Source organism: Serratia sp. CC22-02, from assembly GCF_900182895.1.
Lineage (GTDB): Bacteria > Pseudomonadota > Gammaproteobacteria > Enterobacterales > Enterobacteriaceae > Serratia > Serratia nevei.
Map to the genome: position 1 here is coordinate 1,019,054 of NZ_FXUD01000002.1, position 20,901 is coordinate 1,039,954.

The 20,901-nt window shown below is 57.3% G+C and carries 22 protein-coding genes and 4 tRNA genes; 17 read left to right on the forward strand and 9 right to left on the reverse strand.

Going from position 1 to position 20,901, the window contains the following annotated elements:
- Positions 1-78 precede the first annotated feature (78 nt).
- Positions 79-510, forward strand: coding sequence for a hypothetical protein (locus tag QOL81_RS11690; protein WP_038875373.1), 432 nt, complete (start codon positions 79-81; stop codon positions 508-510).
- A 19-nt stretch (positions 511-529) separates the two neighbouring features.
- Here QOL81_RS11690 and QOL81_RS11695 read toward each other — a convergent pair whose 3' ends face one another.
- Both QOL81_RS11695 and QOL81_RS11700 read right to left on the reverse strand, forming a co-directional pair.
- Entirely contained in the window at positions 530-871 is a 342-nt protein-coding gene (locus QOL81_RS11695; protein ID WP_038875376.1) for a GlpM family protein, read from the reverse strand.
- A 121-nt stretch (positions 872-992) separates the two neighbouring features.
- Positions 993-1,217: a DUF2594 family protein gene (locus tag QOL81_RS11700; protein ID WP_004927950.1), complete on the reverse strand. Its 225-nt coding sequence runs from the start codon at positions 1,215-1,217 to the stop codon at positions 993-995.
- 704 nt (positions 1,218-1,921) lie between these two features.
- On the opposite strand from QOL81_RS11700, the gene uvrY reads away from it, so the two are divergent.
- From uvrY to QOL81_RS11750, 10 genes are all read left to right on the forward strand, one after another.
- A complete protein-coding gene (gene uvrY, locus QOL81_RS11705; RefSeq protein ID WP_004927947.1) occupies positions 1,922-2,578 on the forward strand; it encodes a UvrY/SirA/GacA family response regulator transcription factor in 657 nt (218 codons plus the stop codon).
- Positions 2,571-4,403: an excinuclease ABC subunit UvrC gene (uvrC, locus tag QOL81_RS11710; protein ID WP_072271027.1), complete on the forward strand. Its 1,833-nt coding sequence runs from the start codon at positions 2,571-2,573 to the stop codon at positions 4,401-4,403. The genes uvrY and uvrC overlap by 8 nt, the downstream gene beginning before the upstream one ends.
- Before the next feature lie 58 nt (positions 4,404-4,461).
- On the forward strand, positions 4,462-5,010 hold the full coding sequence (pgsA, locus tag QOL81_RS11715) for a CDP-diacylglycerol--glycerol-3-phosphate 3-phosphatidyltransferase (RefSeq protein ID WP_033642639.1): 549 nt from the start codon (positions 4,462-4,464) through the stop codon (positions 5,008-5,010).
- A gap of 144 nt (positions 5,011-5,154) precedes the next feature.
- Positions 5,155-5,230 (forward strand) — tRNA-Gly (locus tag QOL81_RS11720).
- 317 nt (positions 5,231-5,547) lie between these two features.
- Complete coding sequence (locus tag QOL81_RS11725) at positions 5,548-6,318, forward strand: hypothetical protein (RefSeq protein ID WP_197827437.1); 771 nt, start codon at positions 5,548-5,550, stop codon at positions 6,316-6,318.
- A gap of 159 nt (positions 6,319-6,477) precedes the next feature.
- Positions 6,478-7,353, forward strand: a complete 876-nt coding sequence (locus QOL81_RS11730) for an alpha/beta hydrolase family protein (RefSeq protein ID WP_102984889.1) — start codon at positions 6,478-6,480, stop codon at positions 7,351-7,353.
- A gap of 97 nt (positions 7,354-7,450) precedes the next feature.
- Positions 7,451-7,786 (forward strand): TfoX/Sxy family protein, encoded by a 336-nt coding sequence (locus QOL81_RS11735; protein ID WP_197827436.1) that lies wholly within the window; start codon positions 7,451-7,453, stop codon positions 7,784-7,786.
- An 86-nt stretch (positions 7,787-7,872) separates the two neighbouring features.
- Complete coding sequence (locus tag QOL81_RS11740; protein ID WP_102984888.1) at positions 7,873-8,325, forward strand: hypothetical protein; 453 nt, start codon at positions 7,873-7,875, stop codon at positions 8,323-8,325.
- Between the two features lie 361 nt (positions 8,326-8,686).
- Positions 8,687-8,760: transfer RNA gene (locus QOL81_RS11745), tRNA-Cys, on the forward strand.
- A 10-nt stretch (positions 8,761-8,770) separates the two neighbouring features.
- A tRNA-Leu gene (locus tag QOL81_RS11750) sits at positions 8,771-8,856 on the forward strand.
- A 179-nt stretch (positions 8,857-9,035) separates the two neighbouring features.
- Here the strand turns inward: QOL81_RS11750 and QOL81_RS11755 are convergent.
- A complete protein-coding gene (locus QOL81_RS11755; protein WP_060419586.1) occupies positions 9,036-10,376 on the reverse strand; it encodes an anaerobic C4-dicarboxylate transporter in 1,341 nt (446 codons plus the stop codon).
- A 232-nt stretch (positions 10,377-10,608) separates the two neighbouring features.
- Between QOL81_RS11755 and QOL81_RS11760 the strand changes: the two genes are divergently transcribed.
- The 3 genes from QOL81_RS11760 (at position 10,609) to QOL81_RS11770 (ending at position 12,007) form a co-directional block, all read left to right on the forward strand.
- Complete coding sequence (locus QOL81_RS11760; RefSeq protein WP_060419585.1) at positions 10,609-11,061, forward strand: PaaI family thioesterase; 453 nt, start codon at positions 10,609-10,611, stop codon at positions 11,059-11,061.
- Positions 11,062-11,202: 141 nt separating this feature from the next.
- Positions 11,203-11,490 carry a hypothetical protein gene (locus QOL81_RS11765; protein WP_060419583.1) on the forward strand — a complete coding sequence of 96 codons (288 nt, stop codon included), beginning with the start codon at positions 11,203-11,205 and terminating at the stop codon, positions 11,488-11,490.
- Entirely contained in the window at positions 11,456-12,007 is a 552-nt protein-coding gene (locus tag QOL81_RS11770) for a hypothetical protein (protein WP_060419581.1), read from the forward strand. The genes QOL81_RS11765 and QOL81_RS11770 overlap by 35 nt, the downstream gene beginning before the upstream one ends.
- Positions 12,008-12,073: 66 nt before the next feature.
- Here QOL81_RS11770 and QOL81_RS11775 read toward each other — a convergent pair whose 3' ends face one another.
- The 6 genes from QOL81_RS11775 to etsA all read right to left on the reverse strand — a co-directional run bounded on the left by QOL81_RS11775 (position 12,074) and on the right by etsA (position 19,125).
- Entirely contained in the window at positions 12,074-12,343 is a 270-nt protein-coding gene (locus tag QOL81_RS11775) for a hypothetical protein (RefSeq protein ID WP_033646469.1), read from the reverse strand.
- A gap of 90 nt (positions 12,344-12,433) precedes the next feature.
- Positions 12,434-12,571 carry a hypothetical protein gene (locus QOL81_RS11780; RefSeq protein ID WP_162215441.1) on the reverse strand — a complete coding sequence of 46 codons (138 nt, stop codon included), beginning with the start codon at positions 12,569-12,571 and terminating at the stop codon, positions 12,434-12,436.
- A 141-nt stretch (positions 12,572-12,712) separates the two neighbouring features.
- Positions 12,713-14,215, reverse strand: coding sequence for a glycine betaine/L-proline transporter ProP (gene proP, locus QOL81_RS11785; RefSeq protein ID WP_060419579.1), 1,503 nt, complete (start codon positions 14,213-14,215; stop codon positions 12,713-12,715).
- A gap of 414 nt (positions 14,216-14,629) precedes the next feature.
- Positions 14,630-15,997 (reverse strand): macrolide efflux RND transporter outer membrane subunit EtsC, encoded by a 1,368-nt coding sequence (gene etsC, locus QOL81_RS11790; protein WP_060419577.1) that lies wholly within the window; start codon positions 15,995-15,997, stop codon positions 14,630-14,632.
- A 3-nt stretch (positions 15,998-16,000) separates the two neighbouring features.
- The gene (locus QOL81_RS11795) at positions 16,001-17,938 is read right to left on the reverse strand and encodes a MacB family efflux pump subunit (RefSeq protein WP_060419575.1); all 1,938 of its coding nucleotides are present in this window, start codon (positions 17,936-17,938) and stop codon (positions 16,001-16,003) included.
- Complete coding sequence (etsA, locus tag QOL81_RS11800) at positions 17,935-19,125, reverse strand: macrolide efflux RND transporter periplasmic adaptor subunit EtsA (RefSeq protein ID WP_457644841.1); 1,191 nt, start codon at positions 19,123-19,125, stop codon at positions 17,935-17,937. Before etsA ends, QOL81_RS11795 begins: the two co-directional genes overlap by 4 nt.
- A 231-nt stretch (positions 19,126-19,356) precedes the next feature.
- Here etsA and cho point away from each other — a divergent pair, with 231 nt between their 5' ends.
- From cho to QOL81_RS11815, 3 genes are all read left to right on the forward strand, one after another.
- Positions 19,357-20,205, forward strand: coding sequence for an excinuclease Cho (cho, locus tag QOL81_RS11805; RefSeq protein ID WP_197827433.1), 849 nt, complete (start codon positions 19,357-19,359; stop codon positions 20,203-20,205).
- Between the two features lie 112 nt (positions 20,206-20,317).
- A tRNA-OTHER gene (locus QOL81_RS11810) sits at positions 20,318-20,414 on the forward strand.
- A 185-nt stretch (positions 20,415-20,599) separates the two neighbouring features.
- Complete coding sequence (locus tag QOL81_RS11815) at positions 20,600-20,899, forward strand: sigma-S stabilization anti-adapter protein IraP (protein WP_016928230.1); 300 nt, start codon at positions 20,600-20,602, stop codon at positions 20,897-20,899.
- Positions 20,900-20,901 lie beyond the last annotated feature (2 nt).

Below are 20,901 nucleotides of genomic sequence, written 5' to 3' on the forward strand. Positions count from 1 at the left end.
TCGCCTCTGCGACATGAATGCTACTGGAGGCAGCTATTCTCTTGTTACGATAAGCATTATTTTCTTCAGGAGCCAAGGATGAAGCATTACGCAGCGTTGTTATTTGCCTCTGCACTGTTAACGGGATGTGCGACTCAAGCCATACCGCCGCAACAGGCTCAGTTACCGCCCCCGAGCCGTCTGATGCTCTATCAGAATATCCCGGATACGCCTTACGCCACGGTGGTGGTGGTTCGCGACAGCGGAATGCTGGCAGGCAGCTGCCGCACCGGCGTCTATGTGAATGGGGAGTTTGCCGCTTCGCTGGAGGCGAAAGAAAAAGCAGAGTTTCGCGTGCCGCCAGGCAATATCTCGGTCAGTATCGGGCAAGATATGATCGAGAATCACCTGTGCATTTGGCGTGATACCGGAGGCAGTATACCGATGACGCTGCGCGCCGGTGAAAGCCGTTATCTGCGCATCGCCGGTGACCGGCAGCGCGGTTTCGTTTTGCAGGCGGGGCGACCGTAACCCCGGCCGGGCAAGGGCGTTAACGTCCTTGCCACCATCCCCATAGGGTAATTAATAGCCACGCCGCCGCAATCCAGCACAGCACCGCCGCCCCCAGGGCCAACGACAGCCGCAGGCTGTTAATCAGGAAATACAGAGAAATCAAATACACCAGATAGGGCAGCACTGCCCACATGCCGAAAATTAGCGTCGTTTTCAGCGCCGCAATGGAACGCTCGTTGCCGACAATGTAGTGCGCAATCAGGGCGAAAGTGGGGAAAAGCGGAACTAAACCGGCGATATAATAGTTGCGCGTTTTGGCCAGCAGGCCGATCAGAACCACAACCAGTGCGCCGATCAGCGCTTTGACAAGGATGCCCATAATGGTCTCGGGTGTGGGGGAAAGCCAACACACTGCCCGAAAGCACGTGCAAGATCAATGGGGTGTGGTGTAACGCGGGGAAAAGCAGACCCGCATGAAGCGCGGGTCTGAGACGCAACGCTTACTGACGGTAAGCGTGCTTGATTTGCTGAATGCTGTTCTTGAAGATTTCCGCTTGGGTGGGATCTTCAATCTGGGCGATAAAACGTTCCATGTTGATGATAACTTTCCCGGCGTCGGCCTGGCCGATCGACTTCAGGATCAGCGTCAGCGTGGCTTTGAGGCAGGCAACCTCGGTCGCCAAGATCTCCGGGTTTGCAGACGTAGTGAAATCAACGTTGCTCATTTTCTCTCCTGATTTTTTGAGGCCGTAGCCTGATACAAGCTGCTTTGGCGCATCGCGCGCGGGCTAAACGTTGCCCCATGCGCGGCGGCGAATTTAACTGGGCGCGGAGTATAGCATAGCATGCGTCCATCATCTGCACCGGGCTTGCTCCACTCACGCCGGTGGGCAGCGCCCGTTCACCGCCAGCCTGAATCATCCATTATCGGTAAGTTATTTCGGGGCGGTTAACAAGTATTTGTCCGGCACGTTATTGTTGAACCATTGGGGTTATTATAATTATTTGAGGCGGCTGGCACCGATTTTGCCGATGTTCGCCGGGAATAATAGTTCTGCACGCCGGGTGTTCGGCCGACGATGGCGGTGGTTTTTGCTACGTCTTTAAATATCAAATGATTACAAACGGCCAACCGCCGTGCTAATATTATTCATGTCGTGATTGCTTACACAGATTTCCCCCTCGCTGCATGATTATCGCGCTATCCTGTGTCTGACGCGGCGCAACGAAATTATTTTCGTCGCCCGATCTTTTCCGACGTGACGATTTATTGGCGGCATAGATGGCTAAAATTGAAAAATCAGCTCTGCTCCGCAAAGTTATTCGGAAGTATGTATTAATCTGTGTTCATTCTTGTCTGAAAAACAAGTAATATCTCTGGCGAAAACAGAGGCTGATTGCGTTACTCCCTTTTTTTGGAGATTTTTCCTTGATTAGCGTTCTTCTTGTTGATGACCACGAACTGGTGCGCGCAGGGATACGACGCATTCTTGAAGATATCAAAGGTATAAAAGTTGTCGGTGAGGCCCAGTGCGGTGAAGACGCCGTAAAATGGTGCCGTGGCAACGCTGTCGATATCGTGCTGATGGACATGAATATGCCGGGCATTGGCGGGCTGGAAGCCACGCGCAAGATTGTGCGTTATGCACCCGACGTCAAAGTCATCATGTTGACTATCCATACTGAAAACCCGCTGCCCGCGAAGGTGATGCAGGCGGGGGCCGCCGGTTACCTGAGCAAGGGCGCCGCGCCGCAGGAAGTGATTAACGCCTTGCGCTCCGTGCATGCGGGGCAGCGCTATATCGCGTCTGATATCGCCCAGCAGATGGCCCTGAGTCAGCTGGAGCCCCAGGCTGAAACGCCGTTCAGCTGCCTGTCTGAACGCGAGTTGCAGATCATGCTGATGATCACCAAAGGCAAAAAAGTGAATGAGATCTCGGAGCAGTTGAGTCTCAGCCCGAAAACGGTGAACAGTTACCGTTACCGCATGTTCAGCAAACTGAATATCAGCGGCGACGTCGAACTGACTCACCTGGCCATCCGACATGGATTGTTCAATGCGGAGACGTTGTTAAGCAGTGAATGACCGTTTTGATGCCAAAGCCTTCCTGAGTACCGTCACCAGCCAGCCCGGCGTCTACCGTATGTACGACGCCACGGGCACGGTGATCTACGTCGGTAAAGCCAAAGACCTGAAAAAACGTCTCGCCAGCTATTTTCGGCAGCAGGTCAGCAGCCGTAAAACCGAGACGCTGGTTAAAAATATCGCGCAAATAGACGTAACGGTTACCCACACCGAAACGGAAGCGCTGTTGTTGGAACATAACTACATTAAATTGTACCAACCGCGATATAATGTTCTTTTGCGCGACGATAAATCTTATCCGCTGATTTTTCTCAGCGCGGATACCCATCCCCGTTTGGCGGTGCACCGCGGCGCCAAACACGCCAAGGGCGAATATTTCGGGCCTTTTCCCAACTCTTACGCCGTGCGTGAAACGCTGGCGCTGCTGCAGAAGCTGTTCCCGATCCGCCAGTGCGAAAACAGCGTGTATCGTAATCGCTCGCGCCCGTGCCTGCAGTATCAGATCGGCCGCTGCCTGGGCCCTTGTGTCGCCGGCCTGGTGAGTGAAGAAGAGTACCGGCAGCAGGTGGACTACGTGCGGCTGTTCCTTTCGGGCAAAGATCAGCAGGTGTTGCATCAGCTGATTGCGCGCATGGAAGCAGCCAGCAAACTGCTCAATTTCGAAGAGGCGGCGCGCATTCGCGATCAAATTCAGGCCGTGCGCCGCGTTACCGAACGGCAGTTCGTGTCGGGCGACAGCGACGATCTGGACGTGATCGGCGTGGCGTTCGACGCCGGTATGGCGTGCCTGCATGTGTTGTTCATCCGTCAGGGCAAGGTGCTGGGGAGCCGCAGCTATTTCCCTAAAGTGCCGGGCGGCACGGATATGAGCGAAGTGGTGCAGACCTTTGTCGGCCAGTTCTACCTGCAAGGCAGCCAGGCGCGTACGTTGCCCGGCGAGATCCTGTTGGATTTCAGCCTGCCGGAAAAAGACCTGCTTGCGGAGTCGCTCTCCGAGCTGGCGGGACGCAAGATTCAAATTCAAAGCAAACCGCGCGGTGACCGCGCCCGTTATCTGAAGCTGGCGCGTACCAACGCGGCAACGGCGTTGACCACCAAGCTTTCGCAACAGTCGACGATCCATCAGCGGCTGGCGGAGCTGGCCAAGGTGCTGAACCTGACGGAAATCAACCGTATGGAGTGCTTCGATATCAGCCACACCATGGGCGAACAAACCGTGGCTTCGTGTGTGGTGTTCGACGGTAACGGCCCGGTGCGCGCGGAGTATCGGCGCTACAATATCAGCGGCATCACCCCCGGCGATGACTATGCGGCGATGACGCAGGTGCTGAAGCGCCGTTACGGTAAGGCGCTGGAAGAGAAAAAGATCCCGGATGTCATCTTCATCGACGGCGGCAAAGGGCAGCTCGGCATGGCGATCGACGTGTTCAAATCGCTGAACGTTACCTGGGACAAGAACAAGCCGCTGCTGATTGGCATCGCCAAAGGCGCCGATCGCAAGGCCGGGTTAGAAACGCTGTTCTTCGTGCCAGAAGGTGAGGGGATTTCGCTGCCGCCGGATTCGCCGGCGCTGCATGTGATCCAACACATCCGCGATGATTCGCACAACCATGCGATTACCGGCCACCGGCAGAGAAGGGCGAAAGTCAGAAATACCAGCGCACTGGAGCTGATTGAAGGCGTAGGGCCGAAACGGCGCCAGGTGCTGTTGAAGTATATGGGCGGACTGCAACCTTTGTTGAACGCCAGCGTGGAGGAAATTGCAAAAGTGCCGGGTATTTCACAAGCATTGGCAGAAAAGATCTACAATGCATTGAAACACTGAGGGCAATGTAGCAACATACTCTTAATTTCCACTCTAGCCAGATAGTTACCGTAGCATTATGCAATTGAATATACCGACTTGGCTTACCCTGTTTCGCGTAGTTCTGATCCCATTCTTTGTGCTGGCGTTTTATCTGCCGTTCAGCTGGGCTCCGATGGTTTGCGCCGTTATCTTTGTGTTTGCCGCCGTCACCGACTGGTTTGACGGCTTCCTGGCACGCCGCTGGAAACAAACGACGCGCTTCGGGGCGTTTTTGGATCCGGTTGCGGACAAAGTGATGGTGGCGGTGGCGCTGGTGCTGGTGGCGGAGCACTACCACAGCTGGTGGATCACGCTGCCGGCGGCCACCATGATCGCCCGTGAAATCATCATTTCGTCGCTGCGAGAGTGGATGGCGGAAATTGGCAAACGCAGCAGCGTGGCGGTGTCCTGGATCGGCAAAGTGAAAACCATGGCGCAGATGATGTCGCTGGTGGGCTTGCTGTGGCGGCCGGACCGCTCCGTAGAGTATGTGGCGATCGGTTTGCTGTATATCGCGGCGGTGCTGACTTTCTGGTCGATGTTCCAATATTTGAATGCCGCGCGCAACGATCTGCTGGAACCGTGATCGATACGCTGCAAAAATCGGCAAACGATCGTGATGAGCCAACAATTTTATTGACTCATCACGTCAGGTAAGTAGAATGCATCGCATCAGACGACAACGATGAATTGCCGAAAGATAGCAAGGAAATCAGTCAGTTCTGGTAATGCGGGAATAGCTCAGTTGGTAGAGCGCAACCTTGCCAAGGTTGAGGTCGCGAGTTCGAGCCTCGTTTCCCGCTCCAAACATTAGCCTGTTGAATCCCGGTGATTCAGCAGGTCAGAAAAAGGGGCCTCGGCCCCTTTTTCGTTTTCTATTCCCTCTCGCTTTCTGTACCTCACCCCTCTTTAAATCAGCGGCTATGTTTCTGGCCGTCGATTCGATATACCGAAGCAACAGAATCGCGCATTTCTCTTCCTAATGATGTACTTTTTCTCTCCTGACAAATAGTCTGGATATCTAAGCGACCGATCAGGCATTGTCACCACCCGGCGATGATGAACAAGCGACTGCAGGAAGGGATATTTCCGTGAGTCTGATAACAAGGAGGTGGCTGTGGGTATGCACCGCATTTTGTGGATCGTCATGGTAACGGTAGGGTGGTCTTGGTCAGCGGAATCGACAGCCGGCGACACCGTCGCGTTCACCGTTGAAACTTACGCGCTGCATTATCCGTATGCGAGCCCGACAGATAATCAAGCCGCGCTGGCCGCGATGATTCAGGGCTCGGGAGTGACCGGGCATTATTGGAAGCAGAGCAGGCGCTTAAAGCTTTCGCGCTGCATGACCGGCGTGACGTGTTACCCCTCACCGCATTTTGCGGATGACATAATAGACCATACGGTGACCGTGCGGCCGCAGATTATACCTGGCCCGTCGGAACAGCAGCCGACGCGCCTTACTTTCAATCTCCCTGTCAGCCACCGTGGTGCGTTGCTGGATGGGGTCACTTTGGTGCTGCCTCTGAAACCTGTGTGGCGCCAGCCCAGTGTGCAACAGGCGTTGCAGCGCGCAGAGGTTGCCTTACCTGAGTATGCAAAAAACCGGCATGCTTTGAGCATGGGGGCTTCGGTGTCTGTCAATCTCGCGCTGCCGAAAACGCCGGGGGAATTTGGGCCCACGCTGAACTATTGTGCGGAGATCCCGAACCCGTTGAGCTGGAGCCACTCCGGGGTGCTTTCGATGAGGGTCCTCGTTCAGCAGGCGTTACGCACAAATAGGCCATGGCCGTTTATCGAAAACCCCTGGACTTCGGCCAATCATGGAACGGGGGAGAGCTGCGCAACCTGGCGGCCTGAGGTGGAGAATAGCTACCTGTGGCATAACGAGTAACAAGGCGCCGTTGGACGCTCGTTTTCTTTCTGTGGCCAAAGCCGTTCCGATGAGGCAGAAACTCGATCGTGGTCTCCCGCTAGCGCTCGCCTGCTGGATGCCGCCGTTGAACGATGCAAGAATGAGCGGCAGAATTTTGGCTAGGCCGGGAGGATCGCCATGCAGGAAGAAAATAAGACGGCGCACGACGCCATCCGCTTTACCGCTGCGGACGGCTATGTGTTGGGCGGCAGCTATTTTCCTGCATTGGGCGGTAGCAATACGCCGGTGCTGATTTGCCCCGCCACAGGCGTTAAACAAGGGTTCTACTATGCCTTTGCACAGTGGCTGAGCGAGCAGGGGCATCCGGTGATGGTGTTCGATTATCGGGGCGTCGGCGTTTCACTGGCGGAAGCGCATGTCCGGTACTCCAAAGCCCGTAAACAGGACTGGGGAGAGTGTGATATGCCGGCGGCACTGAACTGGCTGCTGGCGAAAACGGCTGCGCAACAGGCGCATGTGATCGGGCACAGCGCTGGCGCTCAGCTGGCGGGGTTGATGCCGAACCACCATGCCGTGCGCAGCCTGACTGCGGTTTCCGCTTCTTCTGGCTATATCGGCAATATCCGTTGGCCGTTCAGGGCGATGGCGATCGGCTTGATGTGGGGCTATATTCCGCTCTCGGTACGGCTGCTCGGCTATGGGCCGGCAAAGTGGCTGGGGTGGGGAGAGGATTTACCCGCCGGCGTCGCCCGGCAATGGGCCGCTTGGTGTCGGCGGCCGGGCTACGTGGAAAATGCCTTTGGTACGGAAATTCAACGTCATTACTATGCCGCATTCCAGGCACCGATCGCCGTGGTTGCCGCCGCCGATGACGTGCTGGTAACGCCGCGCAGTATCGCTGACTGGCTGCGGCTGTTGCCTAACGCGCGACATGCCGTCCACTTGCTGCAGCCGGCGGAGGTTGATGGTCAGGCGATCGGGCATATCAACATGTTCAGGCGCAGCCGCGCTGCGCTTTGGCCGCGGCTAATTGCTGGGATATCGGCAAAGTGAAGTGGTCTGTCTGCATGATGAAAGAGCGTTTATGGTGAGGAGCTGAAATAGGCCCAGCCTGATACGGATGGACTGCGAATACGAAGAAGGGAGCCCGATGGTTTCAAAACTGAGTACGGTAGAGTTTATCATCGGCAATATTTCTGCACCGGGTAAGCTTTCGGCGAAGAGGATGTTCGGTGAGTATGGTATTTATTGCGCTGAGAAAATGGTGGCGCTGGTCTGCGATGATCGGTTGTTTGTTAAACCGACGCAGGGCGGCAAAGCGTTTCTGAACGAATATTCAGAAGCGCCGCCTTATCCGGGTGCAAAGCCTTGTTTTGTGATTCCGGAAGAGAAGTGGGGCGATAGCGCCTGGCTTTCCCAATTAATCGCGCTGACTTATGCTCAGCTGCCTGCGGCGAAGAAAAAGGTCTCGAAGAAACCCACTTAAGCCTATGGATTGGGGCGCCCGCCGGGTAGGGGCCTCATTATTGCAATCCTGCCGGTATCATTAAGGAAGCGGGAACGGGAGGGAGTATGAAGTCTGGCGCTATACGGCATCTGGTCAGGAGACTGGCAGGATGCATATTGTTCTTCGGGCTGGTCGCCCCGCCGTTGGGGGGCATGCTGATGCTGCTGCTGATGACGTTTGGTATCAGTGGCTATGTGGATCCCGGGTACTTTAACGTCGGCGATGTGCTGGGAATGCTGGTGTTCATTGGGGCTTTTTCCTATGCGCTCGGTTTTCTGCCGGCATGTTTGGTGGGGGCTATCGTCGGAATCGCTCATCCCGGCATTCGCCGATTGCGGTGGTTTCTGCTGTTATGCGCGGTGCTATCCGCCGTTGCTCCTGGTTTGCTGAATGCCGATCAGCGTATTTTTGGTACGATCGCGGTTTTGCCGGGCACGATCGCTGGGTTTTTATGGTGGCGCCGGAGGTTGCGCGATGCTCCCCATGAGGATGTTATGCACGGTACCCCATCACCATAAGCAAATGAAAAGCCGGAGAGGGCGCGGGTAAGCGGTTCCTGCCGAGAAAAAAGAACCGATTTGCCCGTGAATTCCTGAGCCGATGCATATAAAATCAACATTCCGCTTGCCTTTGCGTCGGCATTGTGAACAGTGCGCCCACAAAATAAGCAGTTGAAAGCGTTAGAGAACTTTTTGCTATTTCGGGGGGTTGCCAAGGTGGGGGGTTTAGTCCATAATGCAGTCCATCGATTCGGCGGTAACGAAATAAATTACTTAAGAATCAGATGATTAGGATAAGCGATTTCAACATCGCCAACCAAAAGAACAAAACGAAGTGGGTGAGTCACCGGCTTTGGCCTGAAAAGGCAAACAGAATAAAGGCGCGTTAACAAAGCGGTTATGTAGCGGATTGCAAATCCGTCCAGTCCGGTTCGACTCCGGAACGCGCCTCCAACTTTCCCGAGCCCGGGTGGTGAAATCGGTAGACACAAGGGATTTAAAATCCCTCGGCTTATGGCTGTGCGGGTTCAAGTCCCGCCCCGGGTACCAGGGAACGAAAATACCGAATAATCAAAGCAATAAGTAGTAATGTCGTAACCGCCGAGAGGCGGTTTTTTTGTGCCTGAAATTCGTATTGCACCTGCACTTTTTCCTTTCTTATCATGCTCATACCCTTTGATTGTCAGCCTGCCTGCACGGAGGAGCCCCGCAGGGCTCCGAAATACAACTCATAAGAAACCGAACGCCGCGGCGAGGATCCAGCCGAAGACGCAGGAGACGCTGACGCCGATCAGGCCGGGCAGAATAAAGCTGTGGTTGATCACGAAGCGGCCGATGCGGGTGGTGCCGGAGCGGTCGAACTGGATCGCCGCCAGATCGCTGGGGTAGGTCGGCAGAATATAATAACCGTAACAGGCCGGCGCCGAAGCGACGATATAGGCCGGGTTGACGCCGATCGCCAGCGCCACCGGCACCAGTGCCGCCAGTGCGGCGGCCTGCGAGTTAACGAATTTCGACACCAGCAGCAGGATCAGCGCATAGGCCCAGGGATATTCTTTCACCAGCACGCCCAGCGTGGCTTCGATCTGCGCCAGGTGCGCGCCGAACATGGTTTCCGCCATCCAGGCGACGCCATACACCGCCACGATGGCGATCATGCCGGAGCGGAACACTTCGTTTTTAGAGATAGACGCCGGGTTGGTGCGGGTAATGATGACGATCAACGCCCCGGCCATCAGCATGCACATCTGGATCACCAGGACCATGGAGAGCGGCTTGCCGCCGAAGCTGGGCCGCAGATCGGAAAATGCCCCCAGCACCGCCACCAGTGCGATGGTGGCGAGGAAAATCCACATGGCGATCCAGTTGCTGCGTGGGAGCACCCGATCCAGTAAGGTGGCGGCATCGCCATAGACGTAGCGATGGTTTTCCGGCACCGAGATGAATTTCTGGAACTCCGGGTCTTTGTCCAGGTCTTTGCCGCGGAACCAGCTGAAGATGCCGATCGCCAGAATGCCGCACAGGGTAGAAGGTATGGTGATAGAGAGCAGGTCGAGGAATTCCAGATGGCGACCATTGAAGGTGTAACTGCTGAGCATCGCCACCAGTGAGACCACCGCCACCGAAACCGGGCTGGCGATAATGCCCATCTGCGCGCCGATCGAGCTGGCCGCCATCGGCCGCTCTGGGCGGATGTCATTTTTGATCGCCACGTCATAAATGATCGGCAAGATGGTGTACACCACGTGCCCGGTGCCGCACAGGATAGTGAGAATGCAGGTCACGAACGGCGCGATGATCGAGACATAGCGCGGGTTACGTCGCAGCATCCGTTCGGCGATCTGCAGCATGACGTCCAACCCGCCCGAGGCCTGCAGGGTGGCGGAGGCCGCCACCACCGCGATGATCACCAGCATCACGTCTACCGGCGGTTTGCCGGGCTGCAGGTGAAAGCCGAACACCAGGATCATCAACCCGATCCCACCCAGTAACCCCAGCGCAATGCCGCCCTTACGCGCCCCATACAGCAGGCATGCCAATATCACCGCTAATTGCAGAAAGAAATCCATGATAAATACGCCTTAATAATGTTGAACTTAACTGCGCTCAGTTTCCGGCTGTGTTGGCTGCAGAAAGTTGTTTTAAATCTAAAGGCACTAATAAATTTGTGGTCATTAACCCTAAAGGGTGATGCTGGTCACACTCAAAGGAGTCAGGGCGTAGGTGGCATCCGCACGAAAAAGCAAGCGGACAGGTCTGACCTCTACTATATGAGAGGTTTACTGACCCGAGGAGAAACCCATGGACCCGACAAAAATGACCGGACTGGCGCTGTTACAGGCTGCGATGGCCGGTAAAATCCCACCGGCTTCGATCGCTGAAACCGTGCCCATGAAACCGGTGGCGGTTGAAGAGGGGTATATCCGCATCGTGGCGCGGGCTGACGGGCGCCACCTGAATCCGCTGGGGGGCGTTCATGGCGGCTTTGCCGCCACGGTCTTGGACTCGGTGACCGGTTGCGCGGTGCACAGTACGCTGGGCGCGGGGATTGGGTATGGCACCGTCGATCTGCAGGTTAAAATGTTGCGCCCTGTGCCGAAGGAAACTGACCTGATCGCCGAAGGGCGTCTGGTCTATGCGGCCAAAAACGTGGCCTTCGCGGAAGGCACGCTCAAAACGGCGCAAGGGAAGCTGCTGGCTTCGGCAACCGCCACTTGTTTTATCATTCGCCCTAGCGAACAAGCACCGCAATAACCTGCCTTTTATCGGGCTTCGGGCTATCAACCCGGGGCCTGATGCATTTCTCTTCGGTTGCATACAGCGCTGCGCTACGGCGGCAGGCGCGATACGCCATTGTGGTCTAGTATTCTGGGGTAAAAATTTATCGGAGTGATTATGCAACCGTATCCGTATAAAGAGGTTGAGTTTGATCATGAGCTTTGTTTGGCGATTGGCAAAGCGGTGTTGGACGTGGTGGCGCAGGGGGATGAAACCAGCGCTCCAGGGGTGATGAACGCGATTGAGCGGTCGGTGGAACAGGGGCTGAATGACGACGAAATCGCCGCTGCCGACGATGCCCTGGATTTGATGGCGCGTCTCATCCACGGCTGCCGGTTTGTTAATCTACCGGGTGAAGAGGAGGCTTCCCGTGCATTGGTTGAATTTCAAGCGCTACAAGAGTGACGTTGCCAGACAGGCCGTGCCACCGCATTTGAATGCGGCTGAATTTGCACGGCATTACGCCGATAAGCCGCAAACCGATACGGAAGAGTATTTTTCGTTGAGCGGGGAGATGTGCTGGGATGCGGTGGTGCTTTGTGCCCACCGTTCAGGCGCGCTCAGCAAGGCGAAATACAAGCAGCTGTGGCAGACGGTGTTCGATAAGCAATACAAACATTTCGTTAGCCCGGACGATACCGAGATCCGCACGATGGCCGATATGCTGCGCGCGCCGCAGGGATGTTTTATCGGCATATTCTCCCTGCGTGACGCGGCGGCGCCCCGTTTGCTGCATGCCATGATCGGTACCGGTGCGGGATTTGCCGCAGGCAATAAAAATCTTTGCATCGGCGTGGGGGGCGCGGTCGGCTGGGAAAATCTCAATCTGGCACGCGATCTGCGCTGGCAGCCTGAAGGCGGTTTTTTACGCCAGGGCGACAACGAAGTGCTGCGCATATTTTATCGGCCTTTCCCCGCCTGAGCCGGTCCGCATGCTTGTAGAGTAAAAAACCGCCGTCTGGCGGTTTTTTATTGGCGCGCGTCGCCCTTATTTGAACCCGCCGTTGCGAATGAATTCGAGACCGGCAGCGGTGATCCGCGTTTGATGCGGGTCGATATCATAGTTGTTCTCGTCGATGTCGCTCATCACATAGGCCTGTATCAGGCCCTTGGTTTTGAGATAGGCGAAGGGATCGGCGAACGCATGCGGGCTGGTGGCGTCTTGCTTCCACAGTTCGTAGGTTTTTTCATCCAGCGTGCCGGGGTGATTGGCGGCCAGCCGGGTCAGGATCTGATTGTAGAACGCATAATCGGTCATGATACAGTCCCCTTTATCGCGAGCGATAATCGCGGAAAATGGCGGTAAGGTCTTTCAATCATAGCCGATGTTTTCCACCGCCTGTGCGGGTTAGCCGCGTTGGCTTTCAATCCAGTGGAACAGGCGTGAAATGGTGAAGGTGATATCGCCGATGTTGAAGAGTGCGCCGAGCCACAGGGTGAGCATAACAAGGATACCGATGATGACGGGAAGGTCCATTTTGCTCATGATCGTGTGCTTCATCAATTAAGAGTGTGCTGTAAAGCCTACCATCAAACCCGATTGTCATAAAATGCGCTGCGTATTATTTCGGTTGAATTTAAAGCAAAAAAGCCACCCAATCGGGTGGCTTTTGTCTTTCAGCGCCGATCAGTCCAGCTTGGGATGCTGGTCGATCAGGATCTGCTTTTTCTTTTCCAATTCGGCGATCTGCGCGTTGATGTCCTCGACTTTCTGTTCGATGTTGTCGTAGGTCTCCTGCAGCAGCTCTTTCGCCTCTGAACGGTCAGACGCAGCCGGCGTCGCGCCGCGCAGCGGTTTGTTGGCGGTTTCTTTCATGTACAGACCTGTGATAAGACCGATCACCGCCACGACCATCAGATAGTAGGCCGGCATGTACAGGTTGCCGGTCGCTTCGACCAGCCAGGCGGCGGCGGTCGGCGTCGCACCGGCGATCAGCACCGAAATGTTGAACGAAATCGCCAGCGCGCTGTAGCGGATGTGCGTCGGGAACATCGCCGGCAGAATTGAGGCCATCACCCCGGTGAAGGAGTTGAGCAGCACCGCCAGCACCAGCAGACCGACGAAGATCAGGCCAATCACGTTGCTGTTGATCAGAATGAAGCACGGGATCGCCAGCGCCAACAGGCCGATGCTGCCGCCGATAATGAACGGCTTACGGCCGATGCGGTCACTGGTCAGGCCGATTACCGGCTGTACGAACAGCATGCCGATCATGATGGCGATGATGATCAGAACGCCGTGATCTTCCGAGTAGTGCAGGTTATGCGACAGGTAGCTCGGCATGTAGGTCAGCAGCATGTAATAGGTCACGTTGGTGGAAATCACGATGCCGACGCACACCAGCAGACTTTTCCAGTGTTTGGCCGCGATCTCTTTGAACGAGGTTTTTGGCGGATTTTCGATGGCGTTGCGATCCTCTTTCTCCATCTTGTCCACGTGCTGCTGGAACGCCGGGGTTTCTTCCAGCGCATGGCGCAGATAGAGGCCGATCAAGCCCAACGGCGCGGCGATGAAGAACGGGATACGCCAGCCCCAGTCGAGGAAGTTGGCTTCGCCGACGATGCTGGAGATCAGCACCACCACGCCTGCGCCCATCACAAAGCCGGCGATGGAGCCGAAGTCCAGCCAGCTGCCCATAAAGCCGCGTTTGCGGTCCGGCGAGTATTCGGCGACGAAAATTGCCGCACCGGAATATTCACCGCCGACGGAGAAGCCCTGCGCCAGCTTGGCCAGCAGCAGCAGGATCGGTGCCCAGATACCGATCGACGCATAGGACGGGATCAGGCCGATACAGAAGGTGCTGACCGCCATGATGATAATGGTGACCGAGAGCACCTTTTGGCGACCGAACTTGTCACCCATGGCGCCAAAGAACAGACCGCCGAGCGGACGTACCAGGAAGGGCACGGAGAAGGTTGCCAGCGCGGCGATCATTTGTACGCCGGGCGAGGCGCCGGGGAAGAAGACCTGGCCAAGTGCGTAGGCGACAAAGCCGTATACGCCGAAGTCGAACCACTCCATCGCGTTGCCCAGGGCCGCCGCGGTGATCGCTTTCTTGAGTTTGCTGTCATCGATGATGGTGATGTCGCTGATGTGCATCGGTTTATGTCGTTTTTTTCTTAACTTCATATAATCATCCCTTAATGAATTATTCGTTGTTCGTGAAAGCGTAATCTCCGTTCACTGTTGTTTTCGAGTTATCAAATCGGCTAATCGAATCGCGGTTCAAGACGATTCATTATCCACATTTAAGTTGGGATGTGGATCACAAAATATCGTCGTTTATGCCAAGGTTATGTCATTTAGGTGACTAATTATTTTGCATCTATAGCTTAACGTTATATCTTGCGGCGATCAAATCCAGCAGTTTAACTTAAGTATTTGCACTAATTTGGTGCGATAATGGTCTAATAATTGTGCGATTTGACGGTTTTTCGTCTGATTGGCCATGTTTGAAGTATAGAGAGTGCGGGAGATAAAACAGGAAAAATTGATGTGTTTGCCGCTAAAAAACCACCTGGCCGGATGGCCAGGCAGTTTGGATCAGAGGGCCGATGAACCGCCGAATTCCAGATAGATTTTCGCCAGGTTCTGGTACTGCGCGAAGCGGTTTTCGTCCACCGCCAGCTCCGCCTGACGACGCTGCTCCTGAGCATTCAGCCAATCGGTAATGGTGACGGCGCCCTGCCGGTAACGCACCTCGTTCAGCCGCTCCGATTTGCGCGCCAGCGCCAGCGAGGCCTGCAACTGCGCCTCTTGCGCCAGCAGCTGCGCGCGCAGCGACAGGGCGTTATTTACATCGCCCATCGCCTTGTACAGCGCCTGCCTGAATTCCAGCACCTGCTGTTCGTAGTCGTTACGGGCGATCTTGATATCCACGCCCATTTGCCGCCATTGCAGGAACGGCAACGTCAGGCCGGCGCCGAGGCTGCCCGTCGGGTTGCGCAGAAACTCCAGCAGCGCGCTGCTGCTGGCGCCCAGCGAGCCGGTCAGGCTGAAAGCGGGGTAGTATTGCAGACGTTTCTCGTCGACGTTGGCCAGAGCGGCGCGCAACCGCAGCTCTTTGGCGCTGAGATCCGGGCGACGGCTCAAGACGTTGGCGGGAATGCCGGTGCTGATCTGCGGCATTGCCGCCGTCGGCAGACGTGCGGGCGCGATGGTGGTCTGGCCTGAAGGTACGCCCAGCAGCACCGCCTGTTCGTTCAACGCCTGTTGACGTTCGTGTTGCAACGTCAGCAGCCGGCTTTCCTGCGTTAGCACGTTTTGTTCCGCGTTCACCACGTCCAGCGCCGAGATGCTGCCGGCCCGGTAGCGGGCGTTGGCCAGCCGCAGCGTCTGTTTGGCGTAGGCGATGCTCGCCTGGCTGACGCCGATCTGCTGATTGAGGAAGCCGATGCGCCAGTAATTCGTGGCGGCGTTGGCCAGCAGCGTCAGGCGCGCCGTCTGCAGATCCTGCTCGGAAGCCTGGCTGGCCCACTCGGCGGCGTCGCGCTGGCGCGCCAATTTGCCCCACAGGTCGACTTCATAGCTCGTAGAGAGCGTCGCGCCGCTGGTTTTATTCCAGGAGGAGGACTCCGACAGCGGGCGATTGATGCCGCTGTTCAACGAGGCGTTGACGTCGGGCGCGGTGCTGATGCCAACGCGTTCAGCCTCGAGGCGCGCGCGGTAGACGCGCAACACGGCGACGGCCAGATCGTTGTTGCTCGCCATCACCTGTCGCAGCCAGCGATCGAGCTCGGGATCGTGGAAATCGCGCCAGTCGAACGGCGTCGGCGCGGCGTTTTCGGCGGCGTGCTGCCAGCTCGTCGGGTAGTTGACCTGCGGCGCCCGGTAGTCGCTTTTCAGGGCGTTGCCGCAGCCGGCGGTGAGCAGGACGGCGAGGCTTAATGCCAAGGGAGAGAAAATTTTCATGGGTTACTCGCTGGCCAATGAAACGACCGGATCCATCCTTGCCGCTTTGCGGGCGGGGAGATAACCGAAGATCATGCCGATTAAGGTTGAACAGAAAAACGCCGTCGCGGCGGCTTGCCAGGAATAGATGGCGGTGAACATGCCGCCCGCCAGCGAGGTGAACAGCGACCCGGCGGCGAACGACAGTGCGATACCCAATGCGCCGCCGATCAGGCAGACCAGCACCGCCTCGATCATGAACTGTTGCATGATATCGCCGCGCCTTGCGCCGACCGCCATGCGCACGCCGATCTCATGGGTGCGCTCGGTCACCGAGACCAGCATGATGTTCATCACGCCCAGGCTGCCGATCACCAGCGAGATCGAGGCCACCATCAGGATCAGCAAACTGAGCGTCATCGAGGTGCGCTCGATCGATTTACGGAACTGATCGCGGTTGAACGTCATGAAATCCTTGACGCCATGGCGCTGGGTCAGCAACTGCGTAATGGCGCTGACGGCGGCTTCGCTGGCGATGTCATCCTTCAGCCGCACGGTAATGCCGCTGAGCGTGGTTTTGCCGACCATGCGGTACATCACCGTGCTGTAGGGCATCCAGACGCTGATGCGGTTGGGCGCATAGTTGCGTTCGCTTTTGGCGACGCCGACCACCCGCGCCGGCACCGAGCCGAGAAACACGATCTGGCCGAGCGGCTCGACGCCGAAATCGCCGAACAGCGCCTGGCGCGCGTTGTCGTCGATGATCACTTCCTGCAGCGCGTTGCGATCGTCGCGGAAGGTGGCGCCTTGCACCAGCGTGATGCCGTTGACGCGGAAATAGTCGCGCCCGACGCCGGTGATTGACGCAGTGGCGGATTTACTGCGAAAACGAATGCTGTCGGACGCGCTGACCTCCGGGCTGACGCTGTCGACGAAGCTTTGCTGCGCCAGCGCGTCGGCATCGGCCGGCACTAGGGTGCGGATGCTGTCGATGGCGTCGTCGAAGAAATCACGCCCCGGATAGATGCTTACCACGTTGGTGCCAAGTCCCTTGATATTCTCCAGCGTGCGCTGCTTGGCCCCTTCGCCCAGCGCCACGACCGTAACGACGGCGGCGATGCCGAAGATAATGCCGGTCATGGTCAGCGCGGTGCGCAGGCGATGGGCGTTCATCGCTTTCAGCGCCATGTGCAGCGATTCACGGGTGCGGTCGATCAGGCTTTGCCAGCCGCTTTGCCGGCTGCGGTTCGGTGGCGGCAGCGCGACGGCGGGTGCCGATTGGCGGCCGCTGTCAGCGATGATCTCGCCATCCCGCAGCTCGATGACGCGCTGCGCATGTTGTGCCACGTTCATATCGTGGGTGACGATCACCACGGTGTGGCCGCGCTGATTCAGCTCGCTGAGGATCGCCAGCACTTCCTGGCCGGATTGGGTGTCCAGCGCGCCGGTCGGTTCGTCCGCCAGGATAATTTCGCCGCCGTTGATCAGCGAGCGCGCGATGCTGACGCGCTGCTGCTGGCCGCCGGAAAGCTGGCCGGGCTTGTGGTCTTCGCGTCCTTCCAGACCCAACCGCGCGAGCAGCTGCGCCGCTCGCTGTCGCCGCTGATCGCGCCGGGCGTTGGCGTAGATGGCCGGAATTTCAACGTTGCCCAGCGCGCTGAGATCGGGCATCAGATGATAACGCTGGAAGATAAAGCCGATATGCTCGCGGCGCAGGCGGGCCAGTTCGTCCGGCGACAGGTGGGCGGCGTTCTGGCCGCTGATGTAGTAGTCGCCGCGATCCGGCACGTCGAGACAGCCCATGATGTTCATCAGCGTCGATTTGCCGGAGCCGGAGGCGCCGATGATCGCCACCAGCTCGCCGGCGGCGATGGTCAAATCGATGTCTTTCAACACCGTCAGCGCCTGACCGCCGTTGGTGTAGGTCCGGCTGATGCCTTTTAGCTCGATGATCGCGTTCACAGGAAAATGCCATCCTCAGCCGACTTGGCGGCGGGCTGCGACAGCACCACGGTTTCACCGGCTTTCAGGCCGCTGAGGATCTGAATGTCGACGTTGTTGGTGATGCCGGTGGTCACTTCACGCGTTTCCAGCCGCTGATCCTGGGTCAGCACCTGCACCTGTTGCACTTTTGCTTCGGTTTTATGCACCGCCTGGATCGGCACCAGCAAGGCATTCTTCGCTTCGCCGAGCAGCAAGGAAACCTGCGCGGTCATGGCGATGCGCAGGCGGTTTTCCGGGTTGGGCACGTCCAGCAGCGCGTTGTAATAGACCGACGCGTTCGAGGTCCCGGAGCCCGAAGCGGAGCTGGTGCCGGCGAGCGAGTCGTCTTTCATCACCGATTCCGGCGCCAGTTCGATGGTGCGCAGCGTGGCGTCGTAGCGTTTATCCGGATCGGAGAAAATGGTGAAGTAAGCCTTTTGCCCCGGCGAAATGCGGGTGATGTCGGCTTCGGAGATCTGCGCCTTGATGGTCATCATATCCAGCCGCGCCAGCTTGACGATGGTCGGCGCACTTTGGGTGGAGTTGACCGTTTGCCCCTGCTGCGTGACCACGGCGATGACGATACCGTCCATCGGCGCGACGACGCGGGTATACCCCAGGTCGATCTTTTTCTTATCGACTTCAATCTGCGCCTGCACCAGGCGCGCATTGAGCGAAAGCAGTTCGGCGCGGGTGGTGGCGAGCGTGGCCTCGGCGGTTTCGAAGTCTTCACGCGAGCTGGCTTCGTCGTTCAGCATGCGCCGCTGGCGTTTGAAACGCGACTCGGCCTGCTTAAGCTGTGCCTGCTTGGCCTGCAGTTCGGCTTTGATGACGTTCAGCGCCGCCTCGGCGTTGCGCAGATCGTTGCGCTGTTGCAGATCGTCGATGTCGGCGATCGGCTGTCCTTTGGTGACGCGATCCCCCAGTTTGACCTTCAGCGATTTGACTTCACCGGAGACCCGCGCGCCGACATTAACGCGTTCGACGGCATCCAGCCGCCCGGTGGCCAGCACGGCATTCTCGATATCGCCCAGGCGGGCCGGTGCGGTAACGTAATCCTGCTGCGGCGGGCGTTGCCAATAGAGGGCCAGCGCGATGGCGACGGCGATGAAAACGATGACGGCGATCAACGCCAGACGACGGGGTGTGAGTTTCAGTGATGGCATGCCCAGGTTTTCCATAACGATAAAAGCGGCGGTTCCAGTCTGCCATCATGGCAGCGCCAGCCTGAACTGGCGCTAAACGTGAGGCGCTTTCCCGCTGGAAAGGGGATAGTAAAGGCTTTCCCGCTAAAGATCACGGTGAGTTATTATCCGCCGGGTGTGCAACCGGCTGCGCGGCACGCTATACTGGCTAAAAAACCAGTATTCATTCATCAGCAGGATAACGCCGCCGCCATGATGCCAAACCGCCTCGAGCCGGAACTCGACATTTACCAATACCCGGAGCACCTGCGCGCCTGCCTGGCGCCGTTGCCCAAAGGGCCGGGCGTCTATGTGTTTCACGGCCAGAGCGAAAGCCTGCCGCTTTACATCGGTAAAAGCGTCAACGTACGCAGCCGCGTAATGGCGCATTTCCGTGCGCAGGACGAGGCAAAAATGCTGCGGCAAACCCGGCATATCAGCTTTATCGAGACCGCCGGCGAGTTGGGGGCACTGCTGCTGGAGGCGCAGTTGATCAAGCAACAGCAGCCGCTGTTCAACAAGCGCCTGCGGCGCTCGAAACAGCTGTGCGCGCTGCGTCTGCAGGCGGACACGGTGACGATTGCCTACGCCAAAGAGATCGATTTCGCCGTCACGCCCCACCTTTATGGGCTGTTTGCCAATCGCCATGCCGCGCTGGAAAAGCTGCACGCCATCGCCGACGAGCATCGTTTATGTTACGGCAAGCTGGGGATCGACAAGCTGCCCGCCGGGCGAGCCTGCTTCCGCTACAGCCTGCGCAAGTGCGCCGGCGCCTGCTGCGGCGTGGAGCCGGCGCAGGAACATGCGCGGCGGCTCGGCGCGGCGCTGGAACAGCTGCGCATCGCCTGTTGGCCGTTCGCCGGGCGCGTGGCGTTGGAAGAGCAGGGCGAGACGCTGCGCCAGTATCATGTGATTCACAATTGGTTTTATCTGGGCTCGGTCAGCAGCCTGGCGCAGGCACAGCAGCTGCAGAGCGCGGCCAGCCACTTTGACAGCGATGGCTACAAGATTTTGTGCAAGCCGCTCATCGCCGGCGATTACCGGATTATTGAGCTGCCGTAATGCCATAACGCTATCGATAACCTAAGACTTATCTGTAAATTCAGGGCATTATGCTAAAAAAGCTTGTGTCCATAATGTTGTTATGGATAATGGCGCCCCGAAGCGAAGGAACGCGCTATTAACTCAGTTGGCAGAGTGATTGGTTTTATAATGGCTTGTTTTGGCTTGAAAATTGATAGACGCGGGTTCGAGTCCTGCATAGCGCGCCAGCTTTCTTCCCTTCATCTCACCGCGCTTACCGTAAAGCGCACCCGGGTTGATTTGCACTATCGGCTCCTCGTTGGGATTTTCGGGTGTGCTTTACCGTAACCGCTGGCTTTCCTTCCTCTTTCTCTTTCGATCCTTTGCTAAACTGTAATCAGGCAGGCTTGCTGCCCGGCAACAGGAGGTCGATATGTCTCACTCCGAGCAACTGCAGGAACTCTTGCAACGCGTCGCCGCCCTCGAGGCGAGAGAGAAAGCGCTGAGCGCCGCGTCCAACGCTTATCAGGCGATTATCACCACCATGTTGGGCAATATGGAGAAGACCGAACGTGACCGGATCATCGCGATGATCGATCAGGCTCATGAAATCGCTTACGCCCGCGCCATTCAACGCAGCAACGAACCGCAAAAGCAGAAAATCAAACAGGCCGACGATGTGGCCCAGCGCATGTTCATGTTTGCGCAAGGCAAGGCCGCCCAGCCGCGCTGAAT

Excerpts from the sequence above, each read along its gene's own strand:
- QOL81_RS11755 (WP_060419586.1), bottom strand. The coding sequence starts at position 10,376 with ATGGATTTCTTTCTGCAATTAGCGGTGATATTGGCATGCCTGCTGTAT.
- proP (WP_060419579.1), bottom strand. The coding sequence starts at position 14,215 with ATGAAGTTAAGAAAAAAACGACATAAACCGATGCACATCAGCGACATC.
- QOL81_RS11765 (WP_060419583.1), top strand. The coding sequence starts at position 11,203 with ATGCAACCGTATCCGTATAAAGAGGTTGAGTTTGATCATGAGCTTTGT.
- QOL81_RS11735 (WP_197827436.1), top strand. The coding sequence starts at position 7,451 with ATGGTTTCAAAACTGAGTACGGTAGAGTTTATCATCGGCAATATTTCT.
- cho (WP_197827433.1), top strand. The coding sequence starts at position 19,357 with ATGATGCCAAACCGCCTCGAGCCGGAACTCGACATTTACCAATACCCG.
- QOL81_RS11775 (WP_033646469.1), bottom strand. The coding sequence starts at position 12,343 with ATGACCGATTATGCGTTCTACAATCAGATCCTGACCCGGCTGGCCGCC.
- QOL81_RS11815 (WP_016928230.1), top strand. The coding sequence starts at position 20,600 with ATGTCTCACTCCGAGCAACTGCAGGAACTCTTGCAACGCGTCGCCGCC.
- QOL81_RS11760 (WP_060419585.1), top strand. The coding sequence starts at position 10,609 with ATGGACCCGACAAAAATGACCGGACTGGCGCTGTTACAGGCTGCGATG.
- pgsA (WP_033642639.1), top strand. The coding sequence starts at position 4,462 with ATGCAATTGAATATACCGACTTGGCTTACCCTGTTTCGCGTAGTTCTG.
- QOL81_RS11690 (WP_038875373.1), top strand. The coding sequence starts at position 79 with ATGAAGCATTACGCAGCGTTGTTATTTGCCTCTGCACTGTTAACGGGA.
- QOL81_RS11740 (WP_102984888.1), top strand. The coding sequence starts at position 7,873 with ATGAAGTCTGGCGCTATACGGCATCTGGTCAGGAGACTGGCAGGATGC.
- QOL81_RS11780 (WP_162215441.1), bottom strand. The coding sequence starts at position 12,571 with ATGAGCAAAATGGACCTTCCCGTCATCATCGGTATCCTTGTTATGCTC.
- etsA (WP_457644841.1), bottom strand. The coding sequence starts at position 19,125 with ATGCCATCACTGAAACTCACACCCCGTCGTCTGGCGTTGATCGCCGTC.
- QOL81_RS11730 (WP_102984889.1), top strand. The coding sequence starts at position 6,478 with ATGCAGGAAGAAAATAAGACGGCGCACGACGCCATCCGCTTTACCGCT.
- QOL81_RS11695 (WP_038875376.1), bottom strand. The coding sequence starts at position 871 with ATGGGCATCCTTGTCAAAGCGCTGATCGGCGCACTGGTTGTGGTTCTG.
- QOL81_RS11700 (WP_004927950.1), bottom strand. The coding sequence starts at position 1,217 with ATGAGCAACGTTGATTTCACTACGTCTGCAAACCCGGAGATCTTGGCG.
- etsC (WP_060419577.1), bottom strand. The coding sequence starts at position 15,997 with ATGAAAATTTTCTCTCCCTTGGCATTAAGCCTCGCCGTCCTGCTCACC.
- QOL81_RS11725 (WP_197827437.1), top strand. The coding sequence starts at position 5,548 with ATGCACCGCATTTTGTGGATCGTCATGGTAACGGTAGGGTGGTCTTGG.